The sequence below is a fragment of the Pseudomonas sp. 13B_2.1_Bac1 genome, from assembly GCF_025466155.1.
In the GTDB taxonomy this organism is placed as follows: Bacteria; Pseudomonadota; Gammaproteobacteria; order Pseudomonadales; family Pseudomonadaceae; genus Aquipseudomonas; species Aquipseudomonas aylmerensis.
In genome coordinates this window covers 32,896-48,642 of the sequence record NZ_JANLOH010000055.1, presented here as the reverse complement: position 1 = coordinate 48,642, position 15,747 = coordinate 32,896, and the positions used below count along the sequence as shown (strand labels likewise).

Here is a 15,747-nt window from a genome sequence, read left to right as displayed (position 1 = left end):
GGCCTCAGCGCTTGGCGATGATGTACACCGCGTGCACGATGCCGGGAATGTAGCCGCACAGGGTCAGCAGGATGTTCAGCCAGAACGCGCCGGCGAAACCTACTTGCAGGAACACACCCAGTGGCGGCAACAGAATGGCGATGATGATACGAATGAAATCCATGGGATCAGCTCCAGAAAATCGGCTCGTGTGAGCCGTCTAGCTAATCGACCTTGGGCGTTCGTGAGGGTTCAGTGGGATCTGGCACTGGGCCATCCTTCAGGTCAGGATCTGCAACCCGTGTTTTCGCACGATGCTCAGCAGCTTGAGCGCCATGCCGCTGGGTTGTTTCTTGCCGGACTCCCATTTTTTCACCGTGGAGGCGCTGGTGTTCAGGTAGCGGGCGAAAACAGGTTGGCTCACATGACTGCTTTCACGAAGCTGCTTGATGAGTGCCCGGTCGGCATTCCTTGCCGACGTCCGCTAAAAAGCCATTGTTTTCACTGACGCTCAATCAACCTTTTCAATCCAAAAATTTCACCGACAAAAAAACGCCCCCAGCCAAAAGAATCAGGCTGGAGGCGCCGCGTATGCCGCGAGACGGTTCGAGAATCAGGATTTAAACGGCGATGCCCTTGCGGCATTGCAGTTGGGCTGTGCGCACGCGGGAGAAGGCACGGGCCAGGCGCAGGAGCATTTCGTCGATGTTGCTCTTGCTCACCGTCAGGGCCGGGGTGAAACGCAGGCAGTTGGGTTGTGGCGCGTTTAGGATCAGGCCTTCATGCAGTGCGGCTTTTACCACCGCATCGGCAGAATCATCCGACAAGGTCAGTCCCCAGATCAGGCCGTGGCCACGCAGTTGGCCATGGTCGTAGCGATAGGCCAGGCGGGCAAGTCCTTCGCCCAGATAGCAACCCGACTCACGCACCTGTTCAAGAAAACCGTGCGCCAGCACCGTATCGAGTACCGCCAGCCCGGCCGAGGCCATCAGCGCATTGCCATGATGGGTGCCTTCCAACTCGCCCGCCGCAAAGCAACAGGCTTTGCCACGCGCCAGCAGTGCCGCCAACGGGACGCCGCCGCCCAGGCCTTTGCCGAGGGTGAGAATGTCGGCGCGCACGCCGTACTGCTGTTCGGCGAGCAAGGCACCGCAACGGCCGAGGCCGGTCTGGACTTCATCGAGGATCAGCAGGATCCCCAGTTCCCGGCACAGGCGCTCGACGCCTTTGAGGTAGTGCTCGGTCGCAGGGATCACGCCGGCTTCGCTCTGGATCGGTTCCAGCATGATCGCCACGGTTTGCGCATCGACGGCGGCATGCAGCGCCGGCAGATCGTTAAAGGGCACATGGCTGAAGCCCGGCAGTTGCGGTTCAAAGCGGTTTTCACCGGCATTCGACGAGGCAGCCATCGCGGCAAAACTGCGGCCATGGCAACCGCTGCTGGCGCTGATGATGCGGTAGGCGCCACCCCGGTGCAGTTGGCCCCATTTGCGCGCCAGCTTGATCGCCGCTTCGCAGGCCTCCGCGCCGCTGTTGAGCAGGTACGCCTGGTCGCTGCCGGTGCGGTGGCACAGGCGGTCGACAAGGTTGAGCTGGGCACGGTTATGCAGGCCGATACCGGGATTGATCAGCGCCTGGGTCTGGTCGGCCAAGGCTTTGATCAGCACCTGCGGGCTGTGGCCGAGGCTGTTGGCGGCATTGCCCTGGCTGAAATCCAGGTAGGCACGGTCGTCGCTGTCCCACAGCCATGAGCCCTGGCCGCGTACGAAGACCTGGGCAGGCCGCGCGACGGTGGGCATCAGGCAGTCACTCGACAGGTCGTGGTGGGAGGCGTCCTCGATCAGGTCGTCGAGGCTCGGCACGGCGCGGCGCATATTGAACAGGTTCACACTTCACCCCCGATGGCAACCACACCATGGTGGGTCACCCCTGCACTCACGGCCTTGAGGTTTTTTGCGTTGCCTATGTAAATACCATCAACATAAACACTGTTCATTGCCCGATCCGGCCCTGTAAGCCCTGCGAATAGGCGCTAGACTAGGCGTCTCGGGGGCCAACGGCCATTTCGATTTTCCAGCTTTTTCGATAAGAAAGACTTATGGATTTCAAGCAACTGCGTTATTTCGTCGCGGTGTATGAGGAAGGCCACGTAGGCCGCGCGGCTGAACGCCTGTCGATCTCACAACCGGCGCTGTCGCAACAGATTCGCCAGTTGGAGCAGAACCTCGATGTGAGCCTGTTCGAGCGCAGCAGCAAGCGCCTGCTGCCGACCCTTGCCGCCCACACCCTCTACAACCACGCCCTGCCGCTGATCGATGGCATGCAGCAGGCCGTCGAAGCCTTGCGCAACTTCAAGGGCCAGGCCATGCGCACCTTGGCCATCGGCGTGCTGCAAACCGTGCACACCAGCCTGGTCCCGCAAATGCTTGAACGCGTGCGCAAGGCCCAGCCGCACCTTGTGGTACAGATCTACGAATTGACCGGGCTGGAGATCGAGCGCCGCCTGCTCAACGGCTCGCTGGACATCGGCATCAGCTACCTGCCGCCGCGCCAGCCTGGCCTGCACGGCGTGCTGCTGTATGAAGATGAGTTGAAGGTCGTCATCCCTGAAGACCACCCCTTGCGGGAATTCAAGAAAGTCTCGCTGAAACAGGCGGCCGAGTTGCCGATGTTGCTGCTGGGGGAAGAATTCCAGGTGCGGCAGATCTGGCAGGGCCAGTTGTCCAACCTCGGGCGCCGGCCGCAGGTACAGGCCGAACTGAATACCATGGTGGGAATTCTCGACAGCCTGCCACATACCAAGCTGGCAACCGTGCTACCGGGGCGCTCGCAGGACGAGCACAACAGCAAGGCGTTGCTGTGGAAACCCTTGAGTGAACCCAGGGTGCCATTGAAGGTAGGTTTGGTGTGCCGCGATGTGCAGCGCCAGCAGGCGACGGTGGCATTGCTGCGCACGCTGCTGGAAGACGTGATGAACGCCCCGCCGGTACAGCCATGAAGTGGGCGGTCCGGACTTTTTCGCGGGCAAAAGAAAACCCCGCCGAAGCGGGGCTTTGCAGACTGTTTCCCTGACATCCATTTCACTCCGCCGTCCTGGCAGAATCCTACGTGTCCGTGTTGTTGCTTTGCGCTTCCTGCGCGACGTCCATGTGAAGTAGATTATCCGTGGATCCAATTTGGCGATAGAGGACGAATAGCAGTACGTCATGTAAGAGAATGCTTACACGACCTCCACGCCGTTAGAACAGGGCTTCATCCAGCAGGAACAGCGATTCGCTGCCGGCTTTGACCGACGCACTCAGTGAATGAATACGGGGCAGCAGGCGGGCGAAGTAGAAGCGCGCGGTCCCCAGTTTGCTGGCGTAGAAATCTTCCTCAGCTTCCTTGCCCAACGCCACCTTGGCCATGCGCGCCCACATATAGGCATACGCCAGGTAGCCAAAGGCGTGCAGGTACTCCACCGATGCCGCGCCGATTTCGTTCGGGTTGGCCTTGGCGCGATCCAGCACCCAGGCGGTCAATTCATCCAGGTTATCCAGCGCTGCGCTGAGCGGACGGGTGAACTCACCCAACTCGGCGCCCTCCGTGGTGATGAACTGGCGGATTTCATCAGCGAACAACCGGTAGAACGCGCCGCCGCTGCCGACGATCTTGCGCCCCATCAAGTCCAGCGCCTGGATGCCGTTGGTGCCTTCGTAGATCTGCGTGATGCGCACATCACGCACCAGCTGCTCCTGGCCCCACTCACGGATGTAACCGTGGCCACCGAACACCTGCTGGCCGAGCACGGTGGTTTCCAGGCCGAGGTCGCTGAGGAACGCCTTGGCCACCGGCGTCAGCAACGCCACCAGGTTATCGGCACGCTCGCGTGCTGCCGCGTCTTCGCTGAACTTGGCGATGTCCAGTTGTGTCGCCACGTAGGTGGAAAATGCCCGACCGCCTTCGTTGGCGGCTTTCATGGTCAGCAGCATGCGACGCACGTCCGGGTGGACGATGATCGGGTCGGCCACTTTGTCCTTGGCCTGGGCGCCAGTCGGCGCACGGCTTTGCAAACGGTCGCGCGCGTATTCGATCGCGTTCTGGTAGGAGCGCTCGCCCGACGCCAGGCCCTGGATACCCACACCCAGGCGCTCGTAGTTCATCATCGTGAACATCGCCGCCAGCCCACGGTTAGGCTCGCCCACCAGATAACCCACGGCCGCGTCGAAGTTCATCACACAGGTGGCGGAGGCCTGGATGCCCATCTTGTGTTCGATGGAGCCACAGGTCACCGGGTTGCGCGCGCCCAGGCTGCCGTCGGCATTGACCATGAACTTCGGCACCAGGAACAGCGAGATGCCCTTGGGACCGGCCGGCGCGTCCGGCAGTTTGGCCAGCACCAGGTGGATGATGTTTTCAGTGAGGTCGTGTTCGCCACCGGTGATGAAGATCTTGGTCCCGCTGATCGTGTAGGAACCGTCCGCCTGAGGCTCGGCCTTGGTGCGGATGATGCCCAGGTCGGTCCCGGCGTGCGCCTCGGTCAGGCACATGGAACCGGCCCACTCGCCGGAGTACATCTTCGGCAGGTAGATTGCCTTGAGTTCTTCGCTGGCATGGGTGTTGATCGACACACAGGCGCCGGACGTCAGCATCGGGTACAGGCCGAATGCCAGGCTCGAGGAGTTGATCATCTCTTCGACCTGCGCAGACACCGCCTTGGGCATGCCCATGCCGCCGAAGATCGGATCACCGCCTACGCCCACCCAACCGCCTTCGGCGTAGGTTTTGTAGGCCTGTGGATAACCATCCGGCGTGGTGACTACGCTGTCCGCCCAACGGCAACCCTGCTCATCGCCACCGCGACTGAGCGGGGCGATGGATTTGGCGGTGACTTTGCCGGCTTCTTCGAGGATTGCCTCTACGGTTTCGGCGTCAACGGTGTCTGCCAATGCCGGCAATTGGGCCCAAGTCTTGGCGACCTCAAAAACTTCGTTGAGGACGAAGCGCATATCACGCAGCGGCGCTTTGTAATCAGCCATGGCAAACCTCGTGAGAACGTTAAAAGTAATTCGGTAGGATCGGTTTTACAGGCTCCGAGTGTAACTGAACAACTTTTGAGACACATAGGGTCCATTCGTGACTATTCAGTATTTATAAGTCACGCGCGAGTCTAATGTGGCAGCGGGCTTGCTCGCGAAGGCACTGTGTCAGTCACCTGAGGTGCTTCTGACACATGACCTTCGCGAAGCAAGCCCGCTGCGCAGTTAGCGCTTGGAGAATCCGTGCCTACAGTGCAAACAACTGGGCCGGCAAGCTCATCAGGCACTCGCTGCCCGCCTCCACAGCGGCGCGGTGAGTCGCAGTACGCGGCAGCAAACGCTTGAAGTAGAAGTCGCAGGTAGCCAGTTTGGCTTGGGCGAACTCGGCGTCGTCGTGTGCCTGAGCCGCTATTGCCATACGCAACCACAAGTAGGCCAAGATGATGTAGCCGCTGTACATCAGGTAATCCACGGCCGCTGCGCCGACTTCATCGGGGTTCTTCATCGCGGCGGTGCCGACCTTCACCGTCAACTCGCCCCACTCCTGGTTCAGCTGATTGAGTTGTGCCACATAGGCCTTGAGCTGCGGATGCCCGGCATTCGCCGCGCAGAACTTATGCACAATTTTGGTAAAGCCGCGCAATAACTTGCCCTGGCTGCCGAGCACTTTGCGTCCCAGCAGGTCGAGGGCCTGGATACCGTTGGTGCCTTCATAGATCGGTGCAATCCGTGCATCGCGGGCCAGTTGCTCCATGCCCCATTCGCGGATGTAGCCGTGGCCGCCGAAAATCTGCATGCCGTGGTTGGTCACCTCCAGCCCAGTGTCGGTCATGAAGGCCTTGCAGATCGGGGTGAGGAACGCCAGCAGGTCTTCGGCCTCCTGGCGTTGGCCGGCGTCGCTGCCCAAGTGCGCGGTGTCGAGCAATTGCGCGGTGAAATAGGTCAGCGCGCGGTTGCCTTCGTTGAAGGCTTTCATGGTCAGCAACATGCGGCGTACATCGGCATGCACGATGATCGGGTCGGCGGGTTTTTCCGGGGCCTTGGCGCCGGTGAGCGAGCGCATTTGCAGACGGTCGTTGGCGTACTTGACCGCGCCCTGGAAGCTCGCCTCGCCATTGCACAAGCCCTGCATGCCGGTGCCCAGGCGCGCATGGTTCATCATGGTGAACATGCAGTTGAGGCCTTTGTTCGCCTCGCCAATCAGGAAGCCCTTGGCACCGTCGAAGTTGAGCACGCAGGTGGCCGAACCCTTGATGCCCATCTTGTGCTCGATGGAGCCGCAGTGCACCGCGTTGCGTTCGCCCGAATCGGCATGGAACTTGGGCACGATGAACAACGAGATGCCCTTGGTACCCGCCGGTGCATCCGGCAGCTTGGCCAGCACCAGGTGGATGATATTGGCGCTCATGTCGTGCTCGCCGGCCGAGATGAAGATCTTGCTCCCGGTGAGCGCATAACTGCCATCTGCCTGGGGCACGGCGCGGGTCTTGATCAGGCCCAGGTCGGTGCCGCAATGGGCTTCGGTCAGGCACATGGTGCCGGTCCATTCACCGGCGGTGAGTTTGCCCAGGAAGGTGGCCTTCTGTTCGTCGGTGCCGTGGGCGTGGATCGCCGACATCGCGCCGTGGGTCAGGCCCGGGTACATCCCCCAGGAGGTGTTGCTGGAGCCGATCATCTCGCTGAGCACCAGGCCGAGCGATTGCGGCAAGCCCTGGCCACCGTAGGCCGGATCCGCCGCCACGCCATGCCAGCCGCCCTCCACATACTGGGCGAAGGCCTGCTTGAAGCCCTTGGGCGTGGTAACCACGCCATTGTCGAAATGGCAGCCTTCTTCATCACCGCTGCGGTTGAGCGGTGCGAGCACGTTCTCGCAGAATCTGGCGCCTTCTTCGAGGATGGCACTGACCATGTCCGGGCTGGCATCCGTCGCGCCCAAGGCCGCGTAGTGGCCGTGGAAATCAAACACGTTGTCGATCAGAAAGCGCATGTCGCGCAGAGGAGCTTTGTACTCAGGCATGGCAATGTCTCCGGCAGCAGATGGTTTTAACCTACTGCCGGCCGGCGCCCCGGACAATCACTGTAGAACCGCTGAATACAGCGCCATCACTCAACCGGCAGCGCTCTCCGTGCGCACGGCGCCACGCCGGGTTTGCCCGGCCGCCACCACACAGTTACGCCCCGCGCCCTTGGCGGCGTACAGCGCCTGGTCGGCGGTCTTGAGCACCTCTTCGGGGGAGCGCTGCTCGACCTGGCGCTCGGCCACGCCGATGCTGATGGTCACCGACACACTCGATGCGCCGCTGCCGGCACGGCGCTGACGGCCCTGGTGATCGTCCTGGGGACGGTCCGAGTTGCGCAGCTTGATGTCGTAGTCGGCGATGATCTCGCGAATCTCTTCCAGGTGCGGCATGCACTCATCCAGGGTCTTGCCGGCGAACACCACGGCGAACTCCTCACCGCCATAGCGATAGGCACGCCCACCGCCGTTGACCTTGGACAATTTGCTCGCCACCAGGCGCAGCACCTGGTCGCCTACGTCATGGCCGTGGGTGTCGTTGAAGCGCTTGAAGTGGTCGACATCGCTCATCGCCAGCACGTAATTGCGCCCCAAGCGCTGCATGCGCTCATTCAGCGCTCGGCGCCCCGGCAAGCCGGTCAGCTCGTCGCGGAAGGCCATTTGATACGCCTCGTGGGCCACGCCGGCGGCGATCATCAGCATCACCTGGCTGCACATGATGTTCAGGGTAAACGGCAGGATGAAGGTTTGCGGCAGCATCCAGAACAATCCCAGCAACCCCACCAGTTGCGCCGCGTGCAGCGGGCGCGGCTGGTACCAGTACTGGGCGGCGAGGGTCAGGAAGCCGATCAGGAACATCGGGTACGACAGCTGGATCAGGCTCATCCAGGTGCCATGCAGCGCCGGCCAGCGAATCTCTGCCAGCCAGTTCAGCACCGCCTGGGGATAACTTTGCTCCAGCGCCAATGCCACGCTGCCGACCGCCAGCAGCACCGCGCCACGGGCAACGAAGTCACGGAACAGGTGGGTCTTCTCCTGCCAGAGCGCGTAGATGCTGAAGAGCAGTGGCAACAGCAGGCAACACAAGTGAAACACCACGGCGGCGTCTTCGCGCACGCGCCCATTGTCACGGTAGAAGTCGGTCTGGGTGTCGAGCAGGAAATAGGCGATGTACACCGTGATCATCAAGAACAGTTCACGTTGGCGGCGATACACCGCGCAGTACGAACCGCCGAGCAACAGCACCAGGGTCGGCAGCACGTTGAACAGCGAGGTGAAGAAGACGTTGAGATCCTTGACGTACGCAGCCGAGAGCCCGGCCAGCAAGAGCAGCAACGAAGGGAGAAAATGACTGAAACGTACAGCGGACACGCGTGACAAGGGTAAAGCTCCGACCCGCAAAGAAGTAATGGCACTGTGCCTTCACGCAGACAGTTAAGCACAACCTGTGTGACATGTATCACATTGCCATCACTTTAACGGCAGCCTGCGGCAATCCCTGAGCGCATTACTGCGGTTTTTTCTCACGCATAAAAAAACCGCCGCGCCTCAAAGGGCGCGGCGGTTTGTTCAGACAACCCGGTAAGGCTTAGTAAGCCAGGCCGAAGTCCTCTTCTTTCATGTCCATCAGGTTGTTGGCGCCCGACAGCATGGTGGCCACGTGGGTACGGGTCCGTGGCAGGATGCGCTGGAAGTAGAAGCGCGCAGTTTGCAGCTTGGCGGTGTAGAACGCCTCTTCGGTGGTGCCGGCAGCCAGTTTCTCGGCGGCCAGGCGGGCCATGTCGGCCCAGAAGTAGGCCAGACAGGCGTAACCCGAGTACATCAGGTAATCCACCGACGCCGCACCGACTTCTTCACGGTCTTTCATCGCAGCCATGCCGACCTTCATGGTCAACTCGCCCCACTCTTTGTTCAGCGCGGCCAGCGGCGCAACGAATTCCTTGACGGCCTCGTTGCCTTCGTTGGCCTGGCAGAACTTGTGCACGATCTTGGTGAAGCCCTTGAGCGCTTCGCCCTGGGTCATCAGCACTTTACGGCCGAGCAGGTCCAGTGCCTGGATGCCGGTAGTGCCTTCGTACAACATCGAGATGCGGCTGTCGCGAACGTTCTGCTCCATGCCCCACTCGGCGATGAAGCCGTGGCCGCCGTAGATCTGCACGCCGTGGTTGGCCGATTCAAAACCGACTTCGGTCATGAACGCCTTGGCGATCGGAGTCATGAAGGCCAACAAGCCATCAGCCTGTTTCTTGGCGTCTTCGTCGGTGCCGTACTTGACGATGTCCACTTGCTTGGCGGTGAAGTACACCATCGCACGGTTACCTTCGGCGAAGGCTTTCATGGTCAGCAGCATGCGGCGCACGTCAGGGTGCACGATGATCGGGTCAGCGGCTTTGTCCGGGGCTTTCGGGCCGGTCAGCGAACGCATTTGCAGGCGGTCGCGAGCGTACTTCAGGCCGCCCTGGAAGCCGATCTCGGCGTGGGACAGGCCTTGCAGCGCGGTACCCAGGCGAGCGGTGTTCATAAAGGTGAACATGCAGTTCAGGCCTTTGTTCGCCGGGCCGATCAGGAAACCGGTGGCCGCGTCGAAGTTCATCACGCAGGTGGCGTTGCCGTGGATGCCCATCTTGTGTTCCAGGGAGCCACAGGTCACTGCGTTGCGCGCACCGATCGAGCCGTCTGCGTTAGGCAGGAACTTGGGCACGATGAACAGCGAGATACCTTTGGTACCCGCCGGTGCATCCGGCAGGCGGGCCAGCACGATGTGGACGATGTTGTCGGCCATGTCGTGTTCACCGGCCGAGATGAAGATCTTGGTGCCGGACACTTTGTAGGAACCGTCGGCCTGAGGCTCAGCCTTGGTGCGCAGCATGCCCAGGTCGGTGCCGCAGTGTGGCTCGGTCAGGCACATGGTGCCGGTCCATTCGCCCGACACCAGCTTGGTCAGGTAAGCGGTTTGCTGCTCGGGGGTGCCGTGCTCGGAAATAGTGTTCATCGCACCGTGGGACAGGCCCGGGTACATGCCCCACGACCAGTTGGCCGCGCCAACCATCTCGCTGACCGCCAGGCCCAGGGATTCCGGCAGGCCTTGGCCGCCGTGCTCGACGTCGTGGGCCAGGCTTGGCCAGCCGCCTTCGACGAACTGTTTGTAGGCTTCTTTGAAACCGGTAGGGGTCTTAACGCCTGACTCGCTCCAGGTACACCCTTCGATGTCGCCCACGCGGTTCAACGGTGCCAGCACTTGCTCACAGAACTTGGCGCCTTCTTCGAGAATGGCGTCAACCATGTCCGGGGTAGCGTCCTGGCAAGCCGGCAGGCTCTGATAGTGCGCTTCATAACCGAGCAGTTCGTCACGAACGAAGCGAATATCACGCAAGGGGGCCTTGTAGTCAGGCATAGCGATAAACCTCTGCTGATGAATCTGGAATGAACAACCGCATGGATTTGTTGTGGCGGTCAAACAGGTGTTTGAAACATACGTTTACGACCTGGGGTTGTCAAGCATCGTCCCGACGCCGTTTGTCATGACGCGCATCAATGCCACGCACGGCAAGGCCTGCGGCGGGATGCCACAAGGCGATCAGGAGAGAAATAGAACCGCAGGAACTGGCTTGCCTGCTTTACAGGCGCCGCGGGGTATCAAGGGGACCGAGTAGAAGCTATCGCAGGCAAGCCAGCTCCCACAGAAGAACCGGCCTACCTGGACAGAGGGGATCAGGCGTAGGTGTCGATCAAGGTGCCGAGCATTTCATCCGAAGCCTTGGCGACTTTGGCGCCCAGCTCCACTTGAAACTTGCCTTCGGCCATTTCGACCATATTGCTGGCCGAGTTGGAAGGCTGTGCCCGGTCGTTGGCGCGAAGACGATCGATCTGCGCATCCGACGGTTGGGTAGTCGCGGCGCTGGCAATTTTGCCGGCGGCCTGGTCGACACGGTTCTGCCCGGTCTGAATGCTGCTCAGGCCCGAGTAAAACGCGCTGCTTCCAGAGATTTCCATGGCGTAAGCCTGCCTTTAGAGAATCGTGAACGCTGATTGAAGCAGAGAACCGGGCAAAACGCCCGTCAAAAACACTAATGGCATAATGCCTTGTCGATAGCCAAAATCAGTCAAGCAGGTCCAACTGCAGGTGCTGCGCCACGGCTTCAGCGCTGGCGTGCTTGAGTTTCGGCACGCGGCCCAGGCACGGTGCGGGCAAGCGTTCGGCCAGGGTGGCGAGGTTTTCTTCCAGACGAGAGGTCTTGGGATCGATGATGTTCGCCACCCAACCCGCCAGCGGCAAACCGTCCCGCGCGATGGCTTCGGCGGTGAGCAAGGCATGACTGATACAGCCCAGGCGCACGCCGACGACCAGAATCACCGGCAGCTTGAGCGCCATCGCCAGGTCCGACAGGTTGTCCTGGTCGGCCAACGGTACGCGCCAGCCGCCTGCGCCTTCGATCAAGGTGAAATCTGCTTGCCGCGCCAGGATCTGCTGCATGGGCTTCAACAGCGATTGCACGGTCAACGCCACCCCCGCCTCGCGCGCGGCCAAGTGCGGGGCGATGGCAGGCTCGAACGCCACCGGGTTGACCTCGGCATAACTCAGCGGCAATGAACATTCGGCCAGCAGCGCCAGCGCGTCCGCGTTGCGCAAACCTTTTGGCGTGACCTGGCAACCGGAGGCCACCGGCTTTCCGGCGGCGGTGCTTTTGCCGAGCTGGCGTGCGGCGTGCAACAGGCCGGCGGCGACGGTGGTCTTGCCGACATCGGTGTCGGTGCCGGTGATGAAGTAGGCGGCGCTCATAGAGGTTTCTCCAGTACGGCATACACCACTTGGTAAGTCGCCGGCAGGCCCTGGGCCTGGCGGAACTGCTCGTAAGCGTTCACCAGTGCAACAATCCGCGCGCGCCCCGTCAACCCTCCCGGGCGACCTGGGTTGAGGTTATGCGCGCCCAATGCCTTCAATTCGTGGGTGAGGCTGCGCACATCCGGGTAATGCAGCACATGCGGGCGACGCTCCAGGCTCACCACGCGCAAGCCGCTGGCGGCGCACAACTGCTGATACGCCTCGAACGTGCGGAAGCGATTGACGTGAACCAGCCCGTCGACGGCTCGCCAGCTGTCGCGCAGCTCACCCAGGGTGCCCACGCACAAGCTCGCAAACGCCAACACACCGCCGGGCTGCAGCACGCGCCAGGCTTCGCTGAGTACCGCGTCGAAATTCGCGCACCATTGCACCGCCAGGCTGGAGAAGATCAGCCCACAACTCTCGTCTTTCAACGGCAGGCGCTCGGCATCACCGGCGATGAAATGCTCGGCCCCGCCCAGTGGACGCGCGTGGTTGAGCATGCCTTCGGCGATATCCAGGGCCACGCCCTGGCTGGCTGGCAATAACCCCGCCAGCGCGCGGCTGAAATAGCCGGTGCCACAACCCATGTCCAGCCAACGATCTGGCGCGATAGCCGCCGGCAGGCGTGCCAGCAGCGCATGCCCTACCGCGCGCTGCAACTCGGCGACGCTGTCGTAACTGGCCGCCGCGCGGGAAAAGGAGGCCGCCACCTGGCGCTTGTCCGGCAACGCGCCGGGCAAGGAAGGCTGGGATAGATCAGTCATCGACGCACTCATGCAAAAAAGCCTGGATGGCCCCCGCCACACCGTGGGGGTCTTCCAGAAGAAAAGCGTGACCGGCCTGTTCAATCAGGCCGATTTCAACATCGGGCAGCAGGGCCAGCAAGTGGCTGGCGGCCTCGGCGGGGACCAGTTCGTCCAACCCGGCAAACAGGTGCAACTGCGGGCCGCGATAGGCCAGCAAGGCTTCGCGGGTGTCCAGTTGGGCGAGCAGCTCCAGGCCGCTCATCAATGCGCTGGACGGCGTAGTCGGTGCCCCGCTGACCAACAGGCGCGCCAGTCCACGCGGGTCTTCAGCCCCCTTGGCGCACAGCAGGCCGAAACGTTTGAGGGTCACCTGTGAGTCGGCATGGCAACCGGCGAGAAACGCATCGAAGGTCTCGGCGGGCATCGCGCTGGGCCAGCCGTCATGGGCGACAAAACACGGGTTGCTCGCCAACGTCAGCAGGCCGCAGCAGCGCTCGCCGCGACGCGCCGCCAGCTCAGAGGCGAGCATGCCGCCCAGGGACCAGCCGCCCAGCCAGGCGTTGTCCGGCAGCGTGGCGTCGAGTTCGTCGAGCCACTCATCCACGTCGCTGGAAGCCAGCAGCGGCAAGGGCTCGATCTGCACCCGCAGGTGCGCGTCGATCCCCTGCAGGGCGGCGGCCAGGGGTTCCAGCGGTGATACGCCAAGGCCCCAGCCGGGCAGCAATATCAGTCGATCACGCATGGTCGGACTCCAAGCGAAAACACGCTTCCAACGCGTTTAACAATAGCTGCACCTGCGCTGCGCTGTGGGCTGCCGTCAAGGTCACGCGTAAACGTGCACTGCCGGCCGGCACGGTGGGCGGGCGGATCGCGGTAACCATCAGCCCGCGCTCGCGCAGCCGCTGGGACAGGCGCACAGCCTTGGCGCTGTCGCCAATCAGGATGGGCTGGATCGGCGTAAAGCTGTCCATCAAGTCCAGGCCGAGCTGCTCGGCGCCCTGGCGGAACTGGCGAATCAGGCCATTGAGGTGCTCGCGGCGCCAATGCTCGGTGCGCAACAACTCCAGGCTTTTCAGCGTGGCGCAGGCAAGCGCCGGCGGCTGGCTGGTAGTGTAGATGTAGGGCCGGGCGAATTGGATCAGGCTTTCGATCAGCTCCTCACTGCCGGCGACGAATGCGCCGGCGGTGCCGAACGCTTTGCCGAGGGTGCCGACCAACACCGGCACGTCCTCCTGGCTCAAGCCGAAATGCTCGACAATCCCGCCCCCATTGGCGCCCAGCGGGCCGAAGCCGTGCGCGTCATCCACCATCAGCCAGGCGCCCTTGGCCCGGGTTTCACGGGCCAGTGCCGGCAAGTCGGCGAGGTCGCCGTCCATGCTGAACACGCCATCGGTGACCACCAGGGTATTGCCGGTGGCTTTCTCCAGGCGTTTGGCCAGGCTGGCGGGGTCGTTGTGCAGGTAGCGGTTGAAACGCGCTCCGGACAGTAGCCCGGCATCCAGCAAGGAGGCGTGGTTGAGGCGGTCTTCCAACACCGTATCGCCCTGCCCGACCAGCGCCGTGACGGCACCAAGGTTGGCCATGTAGCCGGTGGTGAACAGCAAGGCGCGTGGACGCCCGGTGAGGTCGGCCAACGCTTCTTCCAGTTCATGGTGCGGCGTGGCGTGCCCGACCACCAGATGCGAAGCGCCGCCGCCCACGCCCCAGCGGGACGCACCGGCGCGCCAGGCTTCGATCACTTGCGGGTGATTGGCCAGGCCGAGGTAATCGTTGTTACAAAAGGCCAGCAACGGCTGGCCATCCACCACCACTTCCGGGCCTTGGGGGCTGCCGAGCAAGGGGCGTTGGCGATAAAGGTGTTCGGCACGGCGGGCAGCGAGGCGCGCGGCGAGATCGAAAGACATGCAGGCCTCGGCAGATCAAGGAACTTGAGACTGAATGCGATCAACTGTGGGAGCGGGCTTGCTCGCGAAGGTGGTGCGTCAGTCAGCACATCTGGCACTGATACACCGCCTTCGCGAGCAAGCCCGCTCCCACCTTTGGAATGCATTCCAAATAGAGGGCGGCGTCAAACCACGGCGTTATAGAACTGCTCGCTGCTCTTCTGCTCCACCAACGCCTGCTCGATCGCTGCCTGGTGCACTTCATCGGCGTGCTCTTCGCGCGCTTCCGGCAGGATCCCCAGGCGTGAGAACAACTGCATGTCCTTGTCGGCCTGTGGGTTGGCGGTGGTCAGCAGTTTGTCGCCGTAGAAAATCGAGTTGGCGCCGGCGAAGAATGCCAGTGCCTGCATCTGCTCGTTCATCGCCTCGCGGCCGGCCGACAGCCGCACATGGGATTGCGGCATCAGGATGCGCGCCACGGCGAGCATGCGAATGAAGTCGAACGGGTCGATATCTTCGGCGTTTTCCAGCGGCGTGCCGGCAACTTTCACCAACATGTTGATCGGCACCGATTCCGGATGCTCCGGCAGGTTGGCCAGTTGGATCAGCAGGTTGGCGCGGTCGTCCAGCGACTCACCCATGCCGAGGATGCCGCCGGAGCAGATCTTCATCCCCGAGTCACGTACGTAGGCCAGGGTTTGCAGGCGCTCGCTGTAGGTGCGGGTGGTGATGATCGAGCCGTAGAACTCCGGCGAGGTGTCGAGGTTGTGGTTGTAATAGTCGAGGCCGGCCTGGGCCAGGGCTTCGGTCTGGTCCTGGTCGAGACGGCCGAGGGTCATGCAGGTTTCCAGGCCCATGGCCTTCACCCCTTTGACCATCTGCAGCACGTAGGGCATGTCTTTGGCCGACGGGTGCTTCCAGGCCGCGCCCATGCAGAAACGCGTTGAGCCGATGGCTTTGGCGCGGGCGGCCTCTTCGAGGACCTTCTGCACCTCCATCAGCTTTTCTTTTTCCAGGCCGGTGTTGTAGTGGCCCGACTGCGGACAATATTTGCAATCTTCCGGGCAGGCGCCGGTCTTGATCGACAGCAAGGTCGACACTTGCACGCGGTTGGCGTCGAAATGCGCGCGGTGCACGGTCTGCGCCTGGAACAACAGGTCATTGAACGGCTGCACGAACAACGCTTTGACTTCGGCTAAGGACCAATCGTGACGCAACGTGGCGGTGGTGCTGGCGCTCATGGGCGATTCCTTGATTATGCTTGGGCAAGCGCTGCGGG

General features: G+C 62.2%; 13 protein-coding genes and 1 pseudogene. 1 reads left to right on the top strand and 13 read right to left on the bottom strand.

What is annotated here, in order from left to right; translation table 11 throughout:
• Positions 1–4 precede the first annotated feature (4 nt).
• The 3 genes and pseudogenes from NTD80_RS14155 to NTD80_RS14145 all read right to left on the bottom strand — a co-directional run bounded on the left by NTD80_RS14155 (position 5) and on the right by NTD80_RS14145 (position 1,868).
• Complete coding sequence (locus NTD80_RS14155; protein WP_007904205.1) at positions 5–163, bottom strand: YqaE/Pmp3 family membrane protein; 159 nt, start codon at positions 161–163, stop codon at positions 5–7.
• A gap of 96 nt (positions 164–259) precedes the next feature.
• Positions 260–430: pseudogene (locus NTD80_RS14150) on the bottom strand (helix-turn-helix domain-containing protein); the annotation flags it as partial.
• 169 nt (positions 431–599) lie between these two features.
• Positions 600–1,868: an aspartate aminotransferase family protein gene (locus NTD80_RS14145; protein WP_262134078.1), complete on the bottom strand. Its 1,269-nt coding sequence runs from the start codon at positions 1,866–1,868 to the stop codon at positions 600–602.
• A 209-nt stretch (positions 1,869–2,077) separates the two neighbouring features.
• Here NTD80_RS14145 and NTD80_RS14140 point away from each other — a divergent pair, with 209 nt between their 5' ends.
• Positions 2,078–2,977, top strand: coding sequence for a LysR family transcriptional regulator (locus NTD80_RS14140; RefSeq protein WP_065904676.1), 900 nt, complete (start codon positions 2,078–2,080; stop codon positions 2,975–2,977).
• A gap of 241 nt (positions 2,978–3,218) precedes the next feature.
• Here NTD80_RS14140 and NTD80_RS14135 read toward each other — a convergent pair whose 3' ends face one another.
• The 10 genes from NTD80_RS14135 to bioB all read right to left on the bottom strand — a co-directional run bounded on the left by NTD80_RS14135 (position 3,219) and on the right by bioB (position 15,709).
• The gene (locus NTD80_RS14135; RefSeq protein WP_262134077.1) at positions 3,219–4,997 is read right to left on the bottom strand and encodes an acyl-CoA dehydrogenase C-terminal domain-containing protein; all 1,779 of its coding nucleotides are present in this window, start codon (positions 4,995–4,997) and stop codon (positions 3,219–3,221) included.
• Positions 4,998–5,244: 247 nt separating this feature from the next.
• The gene (locus tag NTD80_RS14130) at positions 5,245–7,014 is read right to left on the bottom strand and encodes an acyl-CoA dehydrogenase C-terminal domain-containing protein (RefSeq protein WP_262134076.1); all 1,770 of its coding nucleotides are present in this window, start codon (positions 7,012–7,014) and stop codon (positions 5,245–5,247) included.
• A gap of 90 nt (positions 7,015–7,104) precedes the next feature.
• A complete protein-coding gene (locus NTD80_RS14125) occupies positions 7,105–8,394 on the bottom strand; it encodes a sensor domain-containing diguanylate cyclase (RefSeq protein ID WP_262134075.1) in 1,290 nt (429 codons plus the stop codon).
• Positions 8,395–8,602: 208 nt separating this feature from the next.
• The gene (locus NTD80_RS14120) at positions 8,603–10,408 is read right to left on the bottom strand and encodes a phenylacyl-CoA dehydrogenase (protein ID WP_065904685.1); all 1,806 of its coding nucleotides are present in this window, start codon (positions 10,406–10,408) and stop codon (positions 8,603–8,605) included.
• A 317-nt stretch (positions 10,409–10,725) separates the two neighbouring features.
• The gene (locus NTD80_RS14115) at positions 10,726–11,007 is read right to left on the bottom strand and encodes a pyrroloquinoline quinone biosynthesis protein PqqE (RefSeq protein ID WP_065904687.1); all 282 of its coding nucleotides are present in this window, start codon (positions 11,005–11,007) and stop codon (positions 10,726–10,728) included.
• 106 nt (positions 11,008–11,113) lie between these two features.
• Entirely contained in the window at positions 11,114–11,794 is a 681-nt protein-coding gene (gene bioD / locus NTD80_RS14110; protein WP_065904689.1) for a dethiobiotin synthase, read from the bottom strand.
• Positions 11,791–12,603 carry a malonyl-ACP O-methyltransferase BioC gene (gene bioC, locus NTD80_RS14105; protein ID WP_120450204.1) on the bottom strand — a complete coding sequence of 271 codons (813 nt, stop codon included), beginning with the start codon at positions 12,601–12,603 and terminating at the stop codon, positions 11,791–11,793. Before bioC ends, bioD begins: the two co-directional genes overlap by 4 nt.
• On the bottom strand, positions 12,596–13,327 hold the full coding sequence (locus NTD80_RS14100; protein WP_262134074.1) for an alpha/beta fold hydrolase: 732 nt from the start codon (positions 13,325–13,327) through the stop codon (positions 12,596–12,598). Before NTD80_RS14100 ends, bioC begins: the two co-directional genes overlap by 8 nt.
• The gene (gene bioF / locus NTD80_RS14095; RefSeq protein WP_262134073.1) at positions 13,320–14,489 is read right to left on the bottom strand and encodes an 8-amino-7-oxononanoate synthase; all 1,170 of its coding nucleotides are present in this window, start codon (positions 14,487–14,489) and stop codon (positions 13,320–13,322) included. The genes NTD80_RS14100 and bioF overlap by 8 nt, the downstream gene beginning before the upstream one ends.
• A gap of 164 nt (positions 14,490–14,653) precedes the next feature.
• Positions 14,654–15,709: a biotin synthase BioB gene (bioB, locus tag NTD80_RS14090; protein ID WP_016977842.1), complete on the bottom strand. Its 1,056-nt coding sequence runs from the start codon at positions 15,707–15,709 to the stop codon at positions 14,654–14,656.
• Positions 15,710–15,747 lie beyond the last annotated feature (38 nt).

What these genes read in the sequence shown, in the direction of transcription:
- NTD80_RS14155 (WP_007904205.1), bottom strand. Translation starts at nt 163, where the DNA reads ATGGATTTCATTCGTATCATCATCGCCATTCTGTTGCCGCCACTGGGT.
- NTD80_RS14140 (WP_065904676.1), top strand. Translation starts at nt 2,078, where the DNA reads ATGGATTTCAAGCAACTGCGTTATTTCGTCGCGGTGTATGAGGAAGGC.
- NTD80_RS14135 (WP_262134077.1), bottom strand. Translation starts at nt 4,997, where the DNA reads ATGGCTGATTACAAAGCGCCGCTGCGTGATATGCGCTTCGTCCTCAAC.
- NTD80_RS14130 (WP_262134076.1), bottom strand. Translation starts at nt 7,014, where the DNA reads ATGCCTGAGTACAAAGCTCCTCTGCGCGACATGCGCTTTCTGATCGAC.
- NTD80_RS14120 (WP_065904685.1), bottom strand. Translation starts at nt 10,408, where the DNA reads ATGCCTGACTACAAGGCCCCCTTGCGTGATATTCGCTTCGTTCGTGAC.
- NTD80_RS14115 (WP_065904687.1), bottom strand. Translation starts at nt 11,007, where the DNA reads ATGGAAATCTCTGGAAGCAGCGCGTTTTACTCGGGCCTGAGCAGCATT.
- bioD (WP_065904689.1), bottom strand. Translation starts at nt 11,794, where the DNA reads ATGAGCGCCGCCTACTTCATCACCGGCACCGACACCGATGTCGGCAAG.
- bioC (WP_120450204.1), bottom strand. Translation starts at nt 12,603, where the DNA reads ATGACTGATCTATCCCAGCCTTCCTTGCCCGGCGCGTTGCCGGACAAG.
- NTD80_RS14100 (WP_262134074.1), bottom strand. Translation starts at nt 13,327, where the DNA reads ATGCGTGATCGACTGATATTGCTGCCCGGCTGGGGCCTTGGCGTATCA.
- bioF (WP_262134073.1), bottom strand. Translation starts at nt 14,489, where the DNA reads ATGTCTTTCGATCTCGCCGCGCGCCTCGCTGCCCGCCGTGCCGAACAC.
- bioB (WP_016977842.1), bottom strand. Translation starts at nt 15,709, where the DNA reads ATGAGCGCCAGCACCACCGCCACGTTGCGTCACGATTGGTCCTTAGCC.